This is a genomic window from Ruegeria sp. CG11, from assembly GCF_056537245.1.
Map to the genome: position 1 here is coordinate 1 of NZ_JBQFRE010000004.1, position 16,785 is coordinate 16,785.

A 16,785-nucleotide genomic window follows, 5' to 3' on the forward strand; every position below is an offset into this window, starting at 1 on the left:
GATTGCAGTATACACCGAGCGGGAACTGGGCAATTTTTTTGGCAATAAGTGTGTCCCCTGATATCTCGTCGAGAGGTCGGAGGGCTACGTCAGATTTTCCTGTCTCAAGTGGCGGCTGATCCTTATCCCAGGCAATGTCGATCTGAAGTTCGAAGCTGATACCTGGATTTTTCTCTCGAAAGGCGGATACAAGCCCGGCACCGAACCGCTGCATGGCCTCTGCGTTTCCTGAAAAACGGATAACACCATGTTCGTCTCTGGCGAGTTGCTCAGCCGAGACAGATACTTTTGACGCCGCGCGGCGCATGCCTTTCATGTCGTCCAGCAGAGCCATACCTTGAGCGGTGAGCTTGTAGCCGCGGTTGTCTCGTTCAAATAATTGAATTTTGAGAGCGTGTTCAAGAGCTTCGATCCTGCGTGCAACTGTGGTCTGGTTCATGCCGATGACGCTGGCTGCCGCTAGGGTCGAGCCCTCTTCAGCGACGGCAAGAAAAACGCGAATGTCGTTCCAGTTGAACACGAACGTACCCCCGGTAAGCATTCTGCAAATTTGCAGTGTCATACCCTACTATTCGCTATTTTTGCAGATCGGACCAGCCGGTAGCTTAAGTTTGAATACAACGGGAACGGAGGGCTGGAACTATGAACGCCATGCCAGAGAAAACCAGAGACATTCAAAACCATCACATCGACAGCACAATCTGGGACAAATTCAGCTTTCGCGACGACGACATCGTCATTGCGACCTACGCAAAATCCGGCACCACTTGGATGCAGCAGATCATCAGCCAGCTGATTTTTCGTGGCAAAGAGGGCCTGCCTGTCGCCGAGATGAGCCCGTGGGTTGATCTGCGGGTGCCGCCGCCGGAAGTGAAACTCCCGATGATCGATGCACAAACTCACCGCAGATTCCTGAAAACGCATCTGCCAGTCGATGCGCTCGTGTTCTCGGAAAAGGCCAAATATATTTACATTGGCCGCGACGGCCGGGATATTGTCTGGTCACTCTACAATCATCACGTCAATGGTAACGCAGCGTGGTACGATGCTCTGAACAATACACCCGGACGCGTCGGGCCGCCTCTGGCGCCACCCATTGGAGAACCTCCGACATATTTCGAGAATTGGTTAGAGAACGACGGCGCACCATTTTGGTCATTTTGGGAAAACGTAAGATCGTGGTGGGCGGTGCGTGACCTGCCGAATGTCAAGTTGGTGCATTTCGCGAACTTAAAAGCCGACATGGAAGGTCAAATTCGTGAGATCGCTGAATTTATCGGCGTCGGCATAGGTAACGAAATGATGGTGGATGTGTTGAAACACTGTTCGTTCGACTACATGAAATCCAATGCAGAACAATCGGTTCCACTTGGGGGCGCGTTCTGGGAAGGCGGTGCGAAGACTTTCATCCACAAAGGGGCCAATGGTCGTTGGAAAAGTGATTTACCTCAAGAATTAAGTCAGCGGTACGAGCAGATAGCCCGCGAGCAACTGGGCGATACATGTGCCAACTGGATTGAAACAGGCACACGTTAGGGTTCTGTCGCAGGTGGGAACACCCGACCGGCGATACCACCACGGCAAACATAATTCTAAAACATTGCTCTGTAACGCGATTGCATCAGCTGAAGCAGACCTTCGCCGCATCACAGAAAGCTGGTAACAATGGGCTCAAAACAGACCTTCGAAGTTCAACAATAGGGAGCAATAGTGAGCGTTGCCCAATCAAAAAAACTTCAAGGAGCCAAGATAGCCATCATCTGTGATGACACGGTTTTGGCATATCTGAGAGATGATTTCGAACACATTCCCAACCCAAATCAATGGGACCTGCCAGGTGGCGTGCGCGAGTCTGACGAAACCGCCCTTGAATGTGCATTACGTGAAACACAGGAGGAGTTTGGCATCTGTTTGTCAAAAAGCCCGTTTGTTTACGAAGCGACATACTTCGCTGAAGCTGCAGGCTTTCTACCCAAACGCGAAGTTGCTCTTTTTACGTGCATTGTGTCGGAAGACATTATTTCGATGATTAGGTTTGGTGAAGAGGGACAGTGTTGGCGGATGATCCCAATCCGAGAATTCATCAACCGCACCGACATTGTATCTGAATTGCAATCCGCGTTTCAGGTATTCTGGGAGAGTTGACGGATGAATGCGCACCGTATCTGTGGGATGAAAAATGACCGCTCAGGGCTCAAAACCGACAATCACTTCCCCAAAAAATGCCCGCCAGACGGCGGGCATTTCGCATTTTTTTCAGCTTTCGGTATTACATCTTCGACTTTTCCGATTTCAGCGCCAGCCATAGGCAGTAGCACATCATCAGAACCACCAGCGTAAATGGAATGCCGGTCGATACCGCCGCACCTTGCAGGGCCGACAGACCACCACCCAGCAGCAACGCGATAGCGACAAGGCCCTCCAGCGTGCACCAGAACACACGCTGGATCACCGGGGCGTCCATCTTGCCGCCTGCGGTGATGGTGTCGATCACCAGTGAGCCTGAATCCGACGAGGTGACAAAGAACACCACGATCAGGATCAGCGCGATGGGGGCGACGATGCCGTAGAGCGGCAGCTCTTTCAGGAAGCCGAACAGCGCGCCTTCCGGGGCGTAGCTGTCGATCACCGTGGCACGGACACCTTCGGCTCCGCCTGCGTTCAGCATGTCGATGGCGGCACCGCCGAAGGTCGACATCCACAGGGCACAGACTGCCGTGGGTGCCAGCAGAGCGCAGATGACGAACTCTCGCACCGTGCGGCCCTTTGAAATGCGGGCGATGAACATGCCAACAAACGGCGACCATGCGATCCACCAAGCCCAGTAGAAGGTTGTCCAGCCGTGGAAATAGCTGGTGTCTTCTCGTCCGAATGGGTTTGACAACGAGGGGAGGTGGAACACGTAATCCACCATCACGTTGAAATACCGCGCAATGGCGGTGCCGACACCCGTCACCACGATCACAAAAATAAACAGGCCCACGGCCATGATCATGTTGATCTCACTCAGCCGTTTCACACCTGCGTCCATACCCATAAGGACCGAGCCCAACGCGATCATCGTGATGCCGATGATCAGCAGAACGACGACGGTCGGACTGGGTTCGATGCCGAACACTTCGTTCAGCCCGGCAGCAACCTGTTGCGCGCCAAGACCAAGGGATGTGGTCAGACCAAACAGCGTGGCAAACACCGCCAGCGTATCGATGATATGGCCCCACCAACCCCAAACACGCTCGCCCAAAATAGGGTAAAAGGCCGACCGCAAGGTCAATGGCAAACCAAGGTTATAGCTGAAGATTGCGAGGCTCAGGCCAACGGCGGCATACACCGCCCAGCCTTCAAGGCCCCAATGGTGAATGGTACCGACGATGCCGATATACTCATTGCCCGGAACCGCGATATCGATGCCCAAGGGGCGCGCGTTCCCGTCTTCGGCAAAGTTGTAGTAAACCGGCTCCATCACGCCAAAGAACAGCAGACCGATGCCGATACCGGCCGCGAACATCATCGCGATCCAACCGGCATAGGAATAGTCGGGCTTGGCATCCTTGCCACCAATCCGGACCTTGCCCACCGGCAGGATAATCAGCACCAGACAGAACAGCGTGATTGCGTCAACCGACAGGACCAGGAACCAGTCAAACGTGCTGGTCAGCCAGGGCCGGAGCCAGCCAAAAAACGATGCCGCAGCTTCCTGATTGGCCAATGCGATCAGAACGAACGCAAAGATCAGGATACTGGATATCAGGAAGACCGGATTGTGGATGTCCAGACCGAACGGGCGGACGTTGTCCTGCCCCAGTTCGTACTCTGTTTCGAAATCATAGATCCGTGGATCTGGATCCAGCATTTTCTTGCCTTGAGCCATTCGATGCCCCTCCGTTCGCCAATTGCAAACGCCAAGGTATTCGGGCGGCCGACGGGTATGAGTGTTCTACTCCCTGGCGCGTTTCCGTCCTTTCGACCGCGGGTTCAATGGTAACAGCCTACACTCCAACCACTTTTTCACAAAACGCATTCAATTTGCATAATGTGTATGCAGCGCCTAGGTCAATTTTGACGCGACATGGGCCGGCTAAGCGGTCGGTTCGGTCTGACGCGCCGTGCAGTGGCTTAATCCCATCGAAGACCGCCCCTTCGTCCGGTTTCGCTTTCCTTCCAACCCATTCTCATGTATGCGCGCGGGTATCTGAGACGTTGTGCCCTGACCCCGGCACTCAGACCGATACAAATTGGGGTCGGCGGCAATGGGGCCGCCATGCAAACGGGAGACCCGGAGGGCCGGGAGTGCTCCCATCTAGGATACGCATATGTTTGATGTAACGAAGAAATCGATGCAGTGGGGCGAAGAGACGCTCACACTGGAAACCGGCAAGGTTGCCCGTCAGGCCGACGGCACCGTGATTGCCACGCTGGGCGAAACCAGCGTCATGGCCAACGTGACTTTTGCCAAGCAGCAAAAACCCGGTCAGGACTTTTTCCCGCTGACCGTGCACTATCAAGAGAAATACTATGCCGCCGGTAAGGTTCCGGGTGGCTTCTTCAAGCGCGAGGCGCGCCCGACCGAAAAAGAGACGCTGACCGCGCGTCTGATCGACCGTCCGATCCGCCCGCTGTTCGTTGACGGCTTCAAGAACGAAGTTCTGGTGATGTGCACCGTGCTGAGCCACGATCTGGTCAACGACCCCGACATCGTTGCGATGATTGCTGCGTCGGCTGCCCTGACCATCTCGGGCGCGCCGTTCCGTGGCCCGATCGCCGGTGCCCGCGTTGGTTTCGTGGATGGCGAATACGTCCTGAACCCGACCGTGGACGACATGCAGGACCTGCGCCTGAACCCCGAACAGCGTCTGGATCTGGTTGTCGCCGGTACCAAGAACGCCGTGATGATGGTGGAATCCGAAGCTTACGAGCTGTCCGAGGCGGAAATGCTGGGCGCGGTGAACTTCGCACATGAGCAAATCCAGCCGGTTCTGGACCTGATCATCGACCTGGCCGAAGAAACTGCAAAAGAGCCGTTTGAATTCGAAGCGCCCGATTACTCGGAACTGTACGCTGCTGTTGCAGCCGCCGGTGAAGAGCAGATGCGCGCCGCCTTCGCGATCACCGACAAGCAAGAGCGCACCGCCGCTGTTGCCGCTGCGCGCGAGGCGATCAAGGAAGCGCTGACCGAGGAACAGCTGGAAGACGGCAACCTGGGTTCGGCGATGAAAAAGCTGGAAGCCGGCATTCTGCGCGGTGACGTCGTCAAAGGCGGCAAGCGCATCGACGGTCGTTCGACCACCGATGTTCGTGCCATCGAAGCCGAAACCTCGCTGCTGCCGCGTACGCACGGTTCCGCCCTGTTCACCCGTGGTGAAACGCAGGCTCTGGCCGTGACCACGCTGGGCACCGGCGACGACGAGCAATTCATCGACGCGCTGCATGGCAACTTCAAATCGAACTTCCTGCTGCACTACAACTTCCCTCCGTATTCGGTGGGTGAAGTGGGCCGAGTTGGTTCGCCCGGCCGTCGTGAGATCGGCCACGGCAAGCTGGCATGGCGTGCGCTGCAAGCGGTTCTGCCCGCACCGACCGACTTCCCCTACACCGTTCGCGTGGTGTCGGAGATCACGGAATCGAACGGTTCGTCCTCGATGGCTTCTGTCTGCGGCGGTTCGCTGTCGATGATGGACGCAGGTGTTCCGCTGAAAGCACCGGTTGCCGGTGTGGCCATGGGCCTAATCCTGGAAGATGACGGTGACTACGCTGTTCTGACCGACATTCTGGGTGACGAAGACCACCTGGGTGACATGGACTTCAAAGTGGCGGGTACCGAGAACGGCATCACCTCGCTGCAGATGGACATCAAGGTCGCAGGCATCACGCCCGAGATCATGGAAACCGCTCTGGCACAGGCCAAAGAAGGCCGGATGCACATTCTGGGCGAGATGGGCAAAGCCCTGTCCGAGACCAACGAATTCTCGGTTCACGCTCCGCGCATCGAGACCATGAACATCCCGACCGACAAGATCCGCGAAGTGATCGGCTCGGGCGGTAAGGTCATCCGCGAGATCGTCGAGGTTTCGGGTGCCAAGGTCGACATCAACGATGACGGCGTCATCAAGATCGCCTCGCCGGATGGTGAATCGATCCAGAAGGCCTACGAAATGATCTATTCGATCGTGGCCGAGCCGGAAGAAGGTCAGATCTACACCGGTAAAGTGGTCAAGATCGTCGACTTTGGTGCTTTCGTGAACTTCTTTGGCAAGCGCGACGGTCTGGTCCACGTGTCCCAGATCGAAAACCGCCGCCTGAACCATCCGTCAGATGTTCTGAAGGAAGGTCAGGAAGTGAAGGTCAAGCTGCTGGGCTTCGACGATCGCGGAAAGGTGCGCCTTTCGATGAAAATCGTCGATCAGGAAACCGGCGAAGAGATCGTTCCCGAGAAGAAAGAAAAGAAAGAGGAAAGCGCAGAGTAATCTGCCCTCTTTTGAACTAACGAAGGCCTCGGTGGAAACGCCGGGGCCTTTTTTGTGCTAGAATGTCTTTGAATGGACTGAAAGGACGACGATGACCGGCAAAGACCGAATGGATGATCTGGCACGGCAATACCTGCAGGCCATCGAAAGCGGCGATTTGCCCGCGATGCTGGACCTGTTTGCCGAGGATGCAACGGCAACTTCGCCGATTTCAGGAAAGCAACCGGCCAGGGATTTTTACACCAACGTGATGCAGATCACGCGCGACCGCTCGATCATTCACAAGAACACCTTTGCCGACACCTCCGGCGCGCCGCAGATGGCCGTGCATTTCGACTACACCCGCACCATAAGGGACGGGCACCCCGAAACGATCGAGTGTGTGGACCTGTTCGAATTGACCGAGGATCAGAGCCGGTTCAAATCCGTTCGGATCATCTATGATACCGCTCCGGTTCTAGTGGACTTCGGCGAGGCCTGATTTCCCGCATAAACTTTGGTTCAATCCCCGCCAATTCAACCAAAAGCCAATCGCAACACCCTCGCCCTGCCCCCAGCTCAATCGCATCGCCACAACGCAAAAAGGAGATGCGATATGGAAACCTTGAAACTGCTGACCCTGACCGGATTGATTGCAACTGCGCCCGTTCTTGCCCTGGCCAATGTCGGGCTGGGTGACAAACTGGGCACCACAGAGGCCGTCATCCGCACGGCCCTGGAAGCGCAAGGATACCAGATCGAAGAAATCGAGTTCGAAGACGGCGAGATCGAGGTTGAACTCATCAAGGATGGCGTGGAGACTGAACTGGTCCTGTCCGAGAGCGACGGCGTGATCACCGCCATAGAACTTGAAAAGGACGACGACTGATCGAATGATTTCACAGGGGCCGTATGAAGCTTTCTCAAACGTCGCTGCTTTGGCTCCTTCTGGTGGTGCAGGCCGTCTGCGCCGCCTTTTTCATGACCGACGCAGTGCTGGACTGGACCGGCGGGGAAAGCGCTGGCTTTCGCCACCTGCACAGTTTTGAACTGGCTCTGGCGCTGGCCCTGATCGCTGGCCTTGCTGCGACCATCGCGTTGATCCGGTCGCAGAACCGGCGTGTATTCGAAATGCAGCGGCAGCTGAGCGTGGCGCAGGGCGCGTTTGCGCAGCTCATTGATGCGCAATTCAGCGACTGGAACCTCAGCGAAGCCGAACGCGACGTTGCCCTGTTGTCGATCAAAGGGCTGTCGATCGCGGAAATCGCCCAACTGCGGCAGACCAAAGAGGGTACGATCAAAGCCCAAAGCGCCGCAGTCTATCGCAAGGCGGGCGTCGCGGGACGGCTACAGTTGCTCAGCTTTTTCATAGACGAGCTGCTTTCCGAACCGTTGGTCAAACAGGGGGCCGACGGGTCCAATTCAGCACAATGACCCAACTGGCTGCAACTCCGTACCAGTAGCGAATTTATTCTCTCACACAGCCCCAAAAACCTGTGAAACGAAGTGAAGGCCCCGCGCCTTTCCTTCCTGCCTGGCTCGCCCACATTTGCGCCATACCAACTACGGAACAAAGGACATGGTTATGGTTACGCGTCTCATTTTGGCCTCGGCAGCCCTGACGGTCAGCGCATCGGCACTGGCCGCGCAAAGCCTGTCGGACGGCCTGTATATTCAGGGCTTCGCCGGGTATAGCCAGCTGCAGGACAGCGATTTCAGCGGCACGGTCAACGGGTCGTCGCAGTCGGTGGATACGGATTTCGACGCCGGATACGGGCTGGGTATCGCGGTCGGGACCGAGATTCCGCGATGGTCCAACGACCGGATCGGCACACGGGTCGAATTGGAACTGTCCTACCGCGACAGCGACGTGGATGGCGTGAGCTTCTCGGGCAATGGTTCGGGGGCCGAGGGCAACATCTCGGGCGACGTCACGCAGACCTCGCTGTTTGCCAACGTGCTGGTCGATTTCAAACAAGCGGGTGCGTTCACCCCCTATGTCGGGTTGGGTCTGGGTGCCACCTATTCCGATGTGGATTTCGCCTACGGGCCGGGCGTGGCACTGGATGACAGCGATACAAACTTCACCGCACAGGTCATCGCCGGTGTCGCCTACGAGATCGACGCGAACGTCGCACTGACTCTGGACACCCGCTATTCCCGCGCCTTCGACGTCTCGTCCGAGCGGCTGGCCCCCAACGGAGGCCTGACCGGCACGGTCGAAGACGACATCGACGCGTTCAGTGTCAATGTCGGCCTACGCTACGGCTTCTAAGTGCAAAGGGGCAACGAGTTTCTCTCCAGTTTCTCTTCCCCCCCATGGTCCCGTGTTCTATGCACGGGATCATGCGTTCCTTCGTTATCCATATGTCATCCAGCACGGCCCGGCGGCCCAACGCTGACCGGCTATGCGCCGACCTGCCCAATGCCGAGCTGTTCGAAGCGGTGAACGGCCGCGACCCGGACCAGATCGCTGGTGTTCAGCTGCATCCGGGCAACCTGCACCGCCCCCATTACCCCTTTACCCTGCGCCCGGCCGAGATCGGCGTCTTTGAAAGCCACCGCCGCATCTGGCGCAAACTGGTCGAAGAAAAGATCGATCTGGCCATCATTACCGAGGATGACCTGCGCACCGAGCCCGCCCGCATGGCCGAGGCGCTGGAGTTGCTGGCCCCGATCGCCACCCCCGATCATTACATCCGCATCCCGGTGAAACAGCGCGAAGTGCCCGCCCAAACCCTGGCCGAACAGAACGGGTTGCGTCTGATCCTGCCCAAGGTGATCGGCCTGCAATGCGTGTGTCAGGTGGTGGGACGCCGCGCCGCCGAACGCCTGCTGGCTGCGACCGACAAGATCGACCGCCCGGTGGACACATTCCTGCAGATGCACTGGCTGACCGGTCAGCCCATCCATGCCCTGCAAGGCAGCGGCAACCAAGAGGTTGCGGGCGAAATCGGCGGCTCGACCATCCAGACCAAACCGCCACTGTCAGAGAAGCTGACCCGCGAATTCAAACGCGCAATCTACCGGGCGCAGCTCCACCTGCACCCACAACGCCCGCCTGCTTCATCTGGCTGAAAATACTCTCGGGGGGGAAACGCGCCCGGTCGCGATGGGGGGCAGACAGCCCCCCTGACCCGGCCCTGTCTTACGACGGCGCCTTGGTCTTGCGCAGATAGGGGAAGATCGTCTCGAACTCGCCGAACTTCTCTTTTGCTTCGTCATTCGACACCGCAGGCGGAATGATCACATCTTCACCCGGCACCCAGTTGGCAGGTGTTGCCACACCCTTGGCCGACATCTGCAACCCGTCCAGCGCCCGCAGGATCTCGGCAAAGTTCCGGCCGACGGTCATCGGATAGGTCATCGACAGTTTCAGCTGCTTATCCGGCCCGATGATAAAGACCGACCGCACCGTGGCACTGTCTGCAGGCGTACGGCCATCGGGCAGATAAGCTTCGGCGGGCAGCATATCGAAGGCCTTGGACACGGCCAGCCCGTCATCAGCGATGATCGGGAAACCGGGATTGGCATTGCCGTATTCTTCGATGTCCTTTTTCCACTTCTTGTGGTCCTCGACATTGTCCACGGACACACCGATCACCTTGGTGCCACGGGCCGCCCATTCGTCATTCAGCTGCGCCACGGCCGAAAACTCGGTGGTGCAGACAGGGGTGAAATCCTTTGGATGCGAGAACAGGATGGCCCAGCTGTCGCCGATCCAGTCGTGGAACTGAATTGTGCCCTGATCTGTTTCTGCGGTGAAATTCGGAACCGTATCGTTGATGCGCAAACCCATGGTGAATCTCCTCTCTTGTGAAAAACCCGAGTCGGTTGCCGTAAACCTAAACACTTTGCGCAATTGTTAAACCATTTTGGGCCGTTAAATAATTTGATCAAATTATTACTTGCCGCGCCCCCGCACTGGTGCCAGAGTGCCCCAACACATCGGTTTCAGCCTGCGGGCACAGGAGGATGCACCATGATCGAAAAACGCGATTTCTACATCAACGGCCAGTGGGTCGCCCCGTCGACGGCCAATGAATTTCACGTGATCAACCCCTCGACCGAGGAACCCTGCGCGGTGATCTCATTGGGCGCGCAGGCGGACACCGACGCTGCCGTCGCTGCCGCCAAGGCCGCCCTACCCGGCTGGATGGCCACACCGGTCGCGGACCGCATCGCATTGGTCGAGAAACTGGTCGAAATCTACCAGACCCGTTCCGAGGATCTGGCGCAAGCCATGTCGCTGGAAATGGGCGCGCCGCTGGACTTGTCGCGCAGCGCGCAGTCGGGTGCCGGGATGTATCACCTGACCAATTTCATTCGTGCGGCCAAAGCGTTTCAGTTCGAACGCCCGCTGGGTGATCACGCCCCAAACGATCGCATCATCTTTGAGGCCGTCGGCGTCGCCGCCCTGATCACGCCGTGGAACTGGCCGATGAATCAGATCACGCTCAAGGTCGGCGCGGCGGCGATTGCGGGGTGCACGATGGTGCTGAAACCCTCGGAACAGAGCCCGCTGAACGCGATGATCTTTGCCGAAATGATGGATGAGGCCGGCTTTCCACCCGGTGTCTTCAATCTTGTAAACGGCGACGGTATCGGCGTGGGCTCGCGCCTGTCGGCGCATCCGGATGTGGACATGGTCAGCTTTACCGGCTCAACCCGCGCAGGTACGGCGATTTCCAAAGCGGCTGCGGATACGCTCAAGAAGGTGCATCTGGAACTGGGCGGCAAGGGCGCGAACGTGATCTTCGCCGATGCGGATGAAAAGGCGGTCAAACGCGGCGTACTGCACATGATGCAGAACACCGGCCAAAGCTGTAATGCCCCCAGCCGCATGTTGGTTCAGCGCCCGGTCTATGATCAGGCGGTCGAAACGGCAGCTGAGGTCGCGAACATGGTCAAAGTCGGACCCGCGCTTGAGGAAGGCCGCCATATCGGCCCGGTGGTGAATGAGATCCAGTGGACCAAGATTCAGGACCTGATCCAGAAGGGAATCGACGAAGGCGCCCGTCTGGTCGCGGGCGGTACCGGTCGGCCCGAGGGTTTGAACAAGGGCTATTACGTGCGCCCCACGGTTTTTGCCGATGCCAATAATCAGATGACGATCGCGCGTGAGGAAATCTTTGGCCCGGTCCTGACCATGATCCCCTTCGACACCGAGGAAGAAGCGGTCGAGATCGCCAATGACACGCCCTATGGCCTGACCAACTATGTCCAGACGCAGGACGGTGCCCGCGCGAACCGCATGGCCCGCGTGCTGCGCTCTGGCATGGTGGAAATGAATGGCCAATCGCGCAGCGCGGGCTCTCCATTCGGGGGGATGAAACAGTCGGGAAATGGGCGCGAAGGTGGCGTTTGGGGATTGGAAGATTTTCTGGAAGTCAAAGCTGTCGGCGGATGGGCCGCAGAATAACTGATCCAGTTGTGAGGCACCCAAGGGTGCCTCGCTCTATGACTCAGGCATCTGCCTGAGCGGCTTCATAGGCCAGCATGGCGCGTTTGACCGGCAAACCCCAGTGATACCCGCCCAAGCCGCCGGATTTGCGCAGCGCCCGGTGGCACGGGATCAGCCAGCTGACCGGGTTGCGCCCAACCGCCGTACCCACGGCCCGCACCGCCTGCGGCGAGCCCACCCGTTCTGCGATCTCGGAATAGGTTGTGACCTGACCGGAGGGGATATGCATCAGCGCCTCCCACACTTTGATCTGCAGGGATGAGCCGATCAGGTACAGCGGTGTCGGTTCCAGCCGGTCGCTGACCGAACCAAAGGCGCTCAGCACCCAGGGACGCAGGCGCATCGGGTCCTCAACGAACTCTGCCTGCGGCCAGCGCGAGAGCATGTCCTCCATCGCCTCTTCCTCACCGGTCTCGGCGCCGAAAGCCATGCCGCAGATGCCTTTGTCGGTGCCCATGACAAGTGCCGGGCCAAAGGGGCTTTCGAACCAGCCCCAAAAGATCGTCAGGCCTGCGCCTTTGCGGGCGTATTCGCCGGGGCTCATGGATTCCCATTTCAGGAACAGGTCGTGCAGGCGGCCACTGCCGGAGAGGCCGACGTTATGCGCAGTTTCCAGCGTCGTAAACCGTTCACGCAGCAGCGCCTTGGCATGGCCCAATGTCAGGTATTGCTGATACCGTTTCGGCGACACGCCGGTCCAGCGTGAGAACAGGCGCTGGAAATGGGCCGGGCTCATGTCCATCTGGCGGGCCAGCTCCTCAAGGCTGAGGCTTTCGCCGCCCTGATCAATCAGTTCGATCGCGCGCCGCATGACGTTGTAGTGATAACCGCTTTCGGGGGTCTGGACGTTCATGTCTTTCACCTCTTTGTCTGGGTTTAAACATAGCGTGTCGGTCACGCCCCCGCGACCCGGAACATGCGCATTGGCTTTGGGCTTGTGTCACGGTCTCACGGGCGGCATTAAGGCCCGGATGGTAAAACAACTTGGATATCACAAGATCCGCGAGATCTTTACCCGCTTTCACGAGGCCGACCCCGAACCCAAGGGCGAGCTGGACCATGTGAACGTCTACACTCTGGTCGTGGCGGTGGCGCTGTCGGCGCAGGCCACGGATGCGGGCGTTAACAAGGCCACCAAAGAGCTGTTCAAGATCGCCGACACGCCGCAAAAGATGCTGGACCTGGGCGAAGAAGGCCTGATCGAGCATATCAAGACCATCGGTTTGTTCCGCCAGAAGGCCAAGAACGTCATCAAGCTCAGCCGTATCCTGGTCGACGAGTATGAAGGCGAGGTGCCCAATTCCCGCGCCGCGCTGCAATCGCTGCCGGGGGTCGGGCGCAAGACGGCCAATGTGGTTCTGAACATGTGGTGGCGCTATCCGGCGCAGGCTGTGGACACTCATATCTTTCGCGTCGGCAACCGCTCTGGCATTTGCCCCGGCAAGAATGTGGATGCGGTCGAACGCGCCATCGAAGACAACATCCCGACCGATTTCCAGCTGCATGCGCATCACTGGTTAATCCTGCATGGCCGCTATCACTGCAAAGCGCGCAAACCGCAATGCGGCACCTGTATCATCCGCGATCTCTGCGAATTTGAGGACAAGAACCTATGAAAACTTACCAACTTGTTGGCATCGGCAATGCCGTTGTGGACGTGATTTCCCAGGCCGATGACAGTTTCCTGGAACTGATGGGCATCGAAAAAGGCATTATGCAGTTGATCGAGCAGGAACGCGGTGAAGTTCTGTATGCATCGATGGAAGGCCGGGTGCAGACGCCGGGCGGGTCCGTGGCCAACACCATCGCAGGCGCCGGTGCACTGGGGCTGGATGCGGCCTTTATCGGCCGGGTGCATGATGACGCTCTGGGCCGGTTCTACGCGGATGCGATGAACGAGGATGGTGTGGATTTCGTGAACCCTCCGGTCCCGGGCGGAGAGCTGCCGACCTCGCGCTCGATGATCTTTGTCTCGCCCGACGGAGAGCGGTCGATGAACACCTATCTGGGGATTTCGTCCGAGCTGTCCTCGGCGGACGTCTCTGCCGACGTGGCGGGCAACAGCCAGCTCATGTTCCTTGAGGGCTATCTGTTCGACAAGGAAAAGGGCAAGGCGGCATTTCTTGAGGCCGCCCGGACCTGCCACAAAGGCGGCGGCAAGGCCGGCATCGCCATTTCCGATCCGTTCTGCGTCGAACGCCACCGCGTCGATTTCCTGCTACTGATCGAGAATGAGCTGGACTTCGTGATCGGCAACGAGGCCGAGATCAAATCGCTGTTCGAAACCGACGATTTGGAAGAGGCGCTGGCGAAAACCGCCGAGATTTGCCCGCTGGTTGTCTGCACCCGCTCGGGCGACGGCGTGACCGTCCTGCATGACGGTCAGCGCATCGATGTGCCGGTGGAAAAAGTGGTTCCGGTGGACGCGACCGGCGCGGGCGATCAGTTCGCCGCCGGGTTCCTGTTCGGCATGGCGACAGGCCGCGACTATGAGACCTGCGCCAAGATCGGCAATGTCTGCGCCCGCGAGGTCATCAGCCATATCGGCCCGCGCCCCGAGGCAAACATGCAGGAATTGCTGCGCGCCGAAGGGTTCCTGTGACCCCTCAGAACCCCGCAGCTGCGTCGTTCAAGGCCCAGTTGTATTCATAGGCTTTGACGCGCGCGGTATTTTGTAACCGCGCGCGCAATTCGGGATCGGCCCCGGTCTGGAGATAGTCCAGAACCGCCTGCTCGTTCCGACCGAAATCCTCTTGGAACCAGATGTAGATTTTCGACAGGATCAGCCCGCCGCGGTCATCGAACCGAACCCCGCGCGGGTCGTTGACATAGGCGCGTTCGGCGGCGGCAAAGTCACGTTCCAGCGTCTCGGCTTGCCAAGCGCGGTCCATCAGATTTGGGCAGCCTACAGCGGCGCAGTTCAATGCATAATGGATGCGCGGCTCGTTGAATGTCGGCCGGATGATACGATGTTCGATATCGTTCAAGGTCAGCGTTTCTCCTGCAACCTGCACCAGCTGGCGGTTCCAGGGGCCGATGGAGAGGGGGCCATCCTTGATGGCGCGGATAGAGGTGACCGGGTAGTTCTCAAGGATCACATCCACCGTCACCGCGTTATACAGGTTGATCCAATAGGCCAGTTGCTGATCACGGGTCAGCTGTGTCGGGTCAACGGTTTGCAGATCGGCCAGATACCCGTCCAGCCGCGCCCGATCCGCCGGGGTCACCTGCCCGTAAGCCACTCGGTTCACGCCTTGGGCATCCGGCACGACATAGCGGGACAGGAATGCCGCCCAGTCCCGGTGATCGACTTGCTGGCCCGGCGCAGAGGCAAACCGGGTCAGGGATTGCCCCGGCAACACCTCGGGCGCGGGCAAAGCCAGACGTTCGACGCTGGCGCAGGCGGCCAGCAGGGGCAGCAGCAACAGGATCAACAGCCTTTTCATGAGGCACCCTTCCGGGTCTGGCGCGCGGCCCGCATCTGCCCCTTCAACCGTTTAAGCGGCGCCGGTGCAGGGTCGTTCAGGTCAGGCAAGTCCGAACATGCGGACAAACGGGGCACCGCCGCATTCCACCAGCTTGGGCCAGTGGGCCCGTCGATCCGATCCGGACTGGCCAGATGCTGATCGCGCTGCGCGTTGTGCACGCACATCGACAGGGGCCCCTTCGCCGTCGCCACCATGAACACGCACGAGGCGCAGCGGTCGTCCTCCAACGCGTCGGCGGCCATGAAGTTGTGGATGAACACCGCCTGCCGTCGCACCGGCCCGCGCAGCAAGCCCGTCCCCAGACGCGCCATGCTAACGGCCAGATGCCCCAGGGCACGCAGCGCCAATAAAGGATGACGCGGGATCGCCCGCCTCAGTTTGGGGCGGATACGGATATGGGCATCCTTCCCGTCATCCGCCCCTTCCAAAGCCGCAATCACCCGATGCACCAGACGCCGGTTCGACAACAGCGACACCGCGCGGCCTCCGGCAGTGACGACACTGGCATAGCGGTTGCATTTGGAGTGTCCCACCGCCGCCGTGCCGAAATGCAACGGCGTCTCGTAGCCCACCTCGATCGCACGCGCGACGCTGTCCTGCGTGATCGTGTCGGGCCGCGCACGTAGGATACCACGCCCGGTATCGGCCTGCATCTGGAACGAGACAAAGGCGACCTCAGGGCGATCCCGCAGAAACCGCGCCAGCGTCGGAAGTTCATCGAAATTACCCTCGAAGACGGTGGTGTTGAACAAGATACGCAGACCCAGCCCGCGAGCCCGGCGGATGTAGTTGCGACGGACAGTGTTCAATTCGACTTCGCTGGCAAAACCGTTCCGTTCCTGTGTCATGTCGACGTGGAAGGCAACGTCATCCAACCCAGCCGCTGCCAGCCGTGCCAGCATCGCCCGGCTGGCGCGAATGCCATTGGTCATCAGACAGGACCGCATCCCCAAACGCCGGATCTCGCGGCACAACGCCTCTAGGTCCGCGACCTTGCGAAGGGTCGGGTCACCCCCGGTCAGTTGCACCGAAACCCCGGTGCCATAGTGGCTGCGGATCGTCGCCAAACGCGCGAACAAAACCGAGAGCGGTGGATCATAGGTCATCTCGGCCCGGTCCGAGAGGTAACACAGCGTGCAATCCAGATTGCAGCGCTGCGTGACCTCCAGCGCAACACAGGCGATGGGATAGAACCGCCCAGCCGTCTGGCCTGCACCGTATTCACCGCAGGCCTTCAGCCCCTCGCGCAGGGGTGCGCGGCGATCAGAGCCGGTGAATGTCCGCCCGGCAGGGCCGATGGCAACGGGAGTATGCGCTGTATCCTTCATACCCCCAAGCTAGACAGGCCGAATTCATGCGGCCACGCCCCCTCACGTCAACGTGCAGGCTG

Annotated in this window: 17 protein-coding genes; 11 read left to right on the plus strand and 6 right to left on the minus strand. The window is 59.0% G+C overall.

Translation table 11 applies throughout. The features are described from left to right. Positions 1–520: LysR family transcriptional regulator (locus ACR0KW_RS11285; protein ID WP_480805072.1), on the minus strand; the 520-nt coding region annotated here is incomplete at its 3' end. A 122-nt stretch (positions 521–642) separates the two neighbouring features. On the opposite strand from ACR0KW_RS11285, the gene ACR0KW_RS11290 reads away from it, so the two are divergent. Both ACR0KW_RS11290 and ACR0KW_RS11295 read left to right on the plus strand, forming a co-directional pair. After that, the gene (locus tag ACR0KW_RS11290; protein ID WP_480805073.1) at positions 643–1,536 is read left to right on the plus strand and encodes a sulfotransferase domain-containing protein; all 894 of its coding nucleotides are present in this window, start codon (positions 643–645) and stop codon (positions 1,534–1,536) included. Positions 1,537–1,710: 174 nt separating this feature from the next. Then, the gene (locus tag ACR0KW_RS11295) at positions 1,711–2,145 is read left to right on the plus strand and encodes an NUDIX domain-containing protein (protein WP_480805074.1); all 435 of its coding nucleotides are present in this window, start codon (positions 1,711–1,713) and stop codon (positions 2,143–2,145) included. 124 nt (positions 2,146–2,269) lie between these two features. On the opposite strand, the gene ACR0KW_RS11300 is transcribed toward ACR0KW_RS11295, so the two are convergent. Then, entirely contained in the window at positions 2,270–3,871 is a 1,602-nt protein-coding gene (locus ACR0KW_RS11300; RefSeq protein ID WP_480805075.1) for a BCCT family transporter, read from the minus strand. 442 nt (positions 3,872–4,313) lie between these two features. Here ACR0KW_RS11300 and pnp point away from each other — a divergent pair, with 442 nt between their 5' ends. The 6 genes from pnp (at position 4,314) to ACR0KW_RS11330 (ending at position 9,521) form a co-directional block, all read left to right on the plus strand. Then, complete coding sequence (pnp, locus tag ACR0KW_RS11305; protein ID WP_480805076.1) at positions 4,314–6,464, plus strand: polyribonucleotide nucleotidyltransferase; 2,151 nt, start codon at positions 4,314–4,316, stop codon at positions 6,462–6,464. A gap of 91 nt (positions 6,465–6,555) precedes the next feature. Beyond that, positions 6,556–6,945, plus strand: a complete 390-nt coding sequence (locus tag ACR0KW_RS11310) for a nuclear transport factor 2 family protein (RefSeq protein ID WP_480805077.1) — start codon at positions 6,556–6,558, stop codon at positions 6,943–6,945. A gap of 114 nt (positions 6,946–7,059) precedes the next feature. Beyond that, positions 7,060–7,332 carry a PepSY domain-containing protein gene (locus ACR0KW_RS11315; RefSeq protein WP_480805078.1) on the plus strand — a complete coding sequence of 91 codons (273 nt, stop codon included), beginning with the start codon at positions 7,060–7,062 and terminating at the stop codon, positions 7,330–7,332. A gap of 23 nt (positions 7,333–7,355) precedes the next feature. Continuing rightward, positions 7,356–7,877, plus strand: a complete 522-nt coding sequence (locus ACR0KW_RS11320; protein WP_480805079.1) for a helix-turn-helix transcriptional regulator — start codon at positions 7,356–7,358, stop codon at positions 7,875–7,877. A 151-nt stretch (positions 7,878–8,028) separates the two neighbouring features. After that, positions 8,029–8,718 carry an outer membrane protein gene (locus tag ACR0KW_RS11325; protein WP_480805080.1) on the plus strand — a complete coding sequence of 230 codons (690 nt, stop codon included), beginning with the start codon at positions 8,029–8,031 and terminating at the stop codon, positions 8,716–8,718. Between the two features lie 71 nt (positions 8,719–8,789). Beyond that, the gene (locus ACR0KW_RS11330) at positions 8,790–9,521 is read left to right on the plus strand and encodes a glycosyltransferase family 25 protein (RefSeq protein WP_480805081.1); all 732 of its coding nucleotides are present in this window, start codon (positions 8,790–8,792) and stop codon (positions 9,519–9,521) included. Between the two features lie 70 nt (positions 9,522–9,591). Here the strand turns inward: ACR0KW_RS11330 and ACR0KW_RS11335 are convergent, their stop codons facing one another. Then, entirely contained in the window at positions 9,592–10,242 is a 651-nt protein-coding gene (locus ACR0KW_RS11335; RefSeq protein WP_170326371.1) for a peroxiredoxin, read from the minus strand. A 183-nt stretch (positions 10,243–10,425) separates the two neighbouring features. Between ACR0KW_RS11335 and ACR0KW_RS11340 the strand changes: the two genes are divergently transcribed. Continuing rightward, positions 10,426–11,865, plus strand: a complete 1,440-nt coding sequence (locus ACR0KW_RS11340; RefSeq protein ID WP_480805082.1) for an aldehyde dehydrogenase family protein — start codon at positions 10,426–10,428, stop codon at positions 11,863–11,865. A gap of 43 nt (positions 11,866–11,908) precedes the next feature. Here the strand turns inward: ACR0KW_RS11340 and ACR0KW_RS11345 are convergent, their stop codons facing one another. Then, entirely contained in the window at positions 11,909–12,760 is an 852-nt protein-coding gene (locus ACR0KW_RS11345) for a methylated-DNA--[protein]-cysteine S-methyltransferase (protein WP_480805083.1), read from the minus strand. Between the two features lie 118 nt (positions 12,761–12,878). On the opposite strand from ACR0KW_RS11345, the gene nth reads away from it, so the two are divergent. Both nth and ACR0KW_RS11355 read left to right on the plus strand, forming a co-directional pair. After that, complete coding sequence (gene nth, locus ACR0KW_RS11350) at positions 12,879–13,523, plus strand: endonuclease III (RefSeq protein ID WP_480805084.1); 645 nt, start codon at positions 12,879–12,881, stop codon at positions 13,521–13,523. Further along, a complete protein-coding gene (locus ACR0KW_RS11355; protein WP_480805085.1) occupies positions 13,520–14,509 on the plus strand; it encodes an adenosine kinase in 990 nt (329 codons plus the stop codon). Before nth ends, ACR0KW_RS11355 begins: the two co-directional genes overlap by 4 nt. A gap of 4 nt (positions 14,510–14,513) precedes the next feature. Here the strand turns inward: ACR0KW_RS11355 and ACR0KW_RS11360 are convergent, their stop codons facing one another. Then, entirely contained in the window at positions 14,514–15,353 is an 840-nt protein-coding gene (locus ACR0KW_RS11360) for a DUF547 domain-containing protein (RefSeq protein ID WP_480805086.1), read from the minus strand. Further along, complete coding sequence (locus ACR0KW_RS11365; protein WP_480805087.1) at positions 15,350–16,723, minus strand: radical SAM protein; 1,374 nt, start codon at positions 16,721–16,723, stop codon at positions 15,350–15,352. The genes ACR0KW_RS11360 and ACR0KW_RS11365 overlap by 4 nt, the downstream gene beginning before the upstream one ends. Between the last annotated feature and the right edge of the window lie 62 nt (positions 16,724–16,785).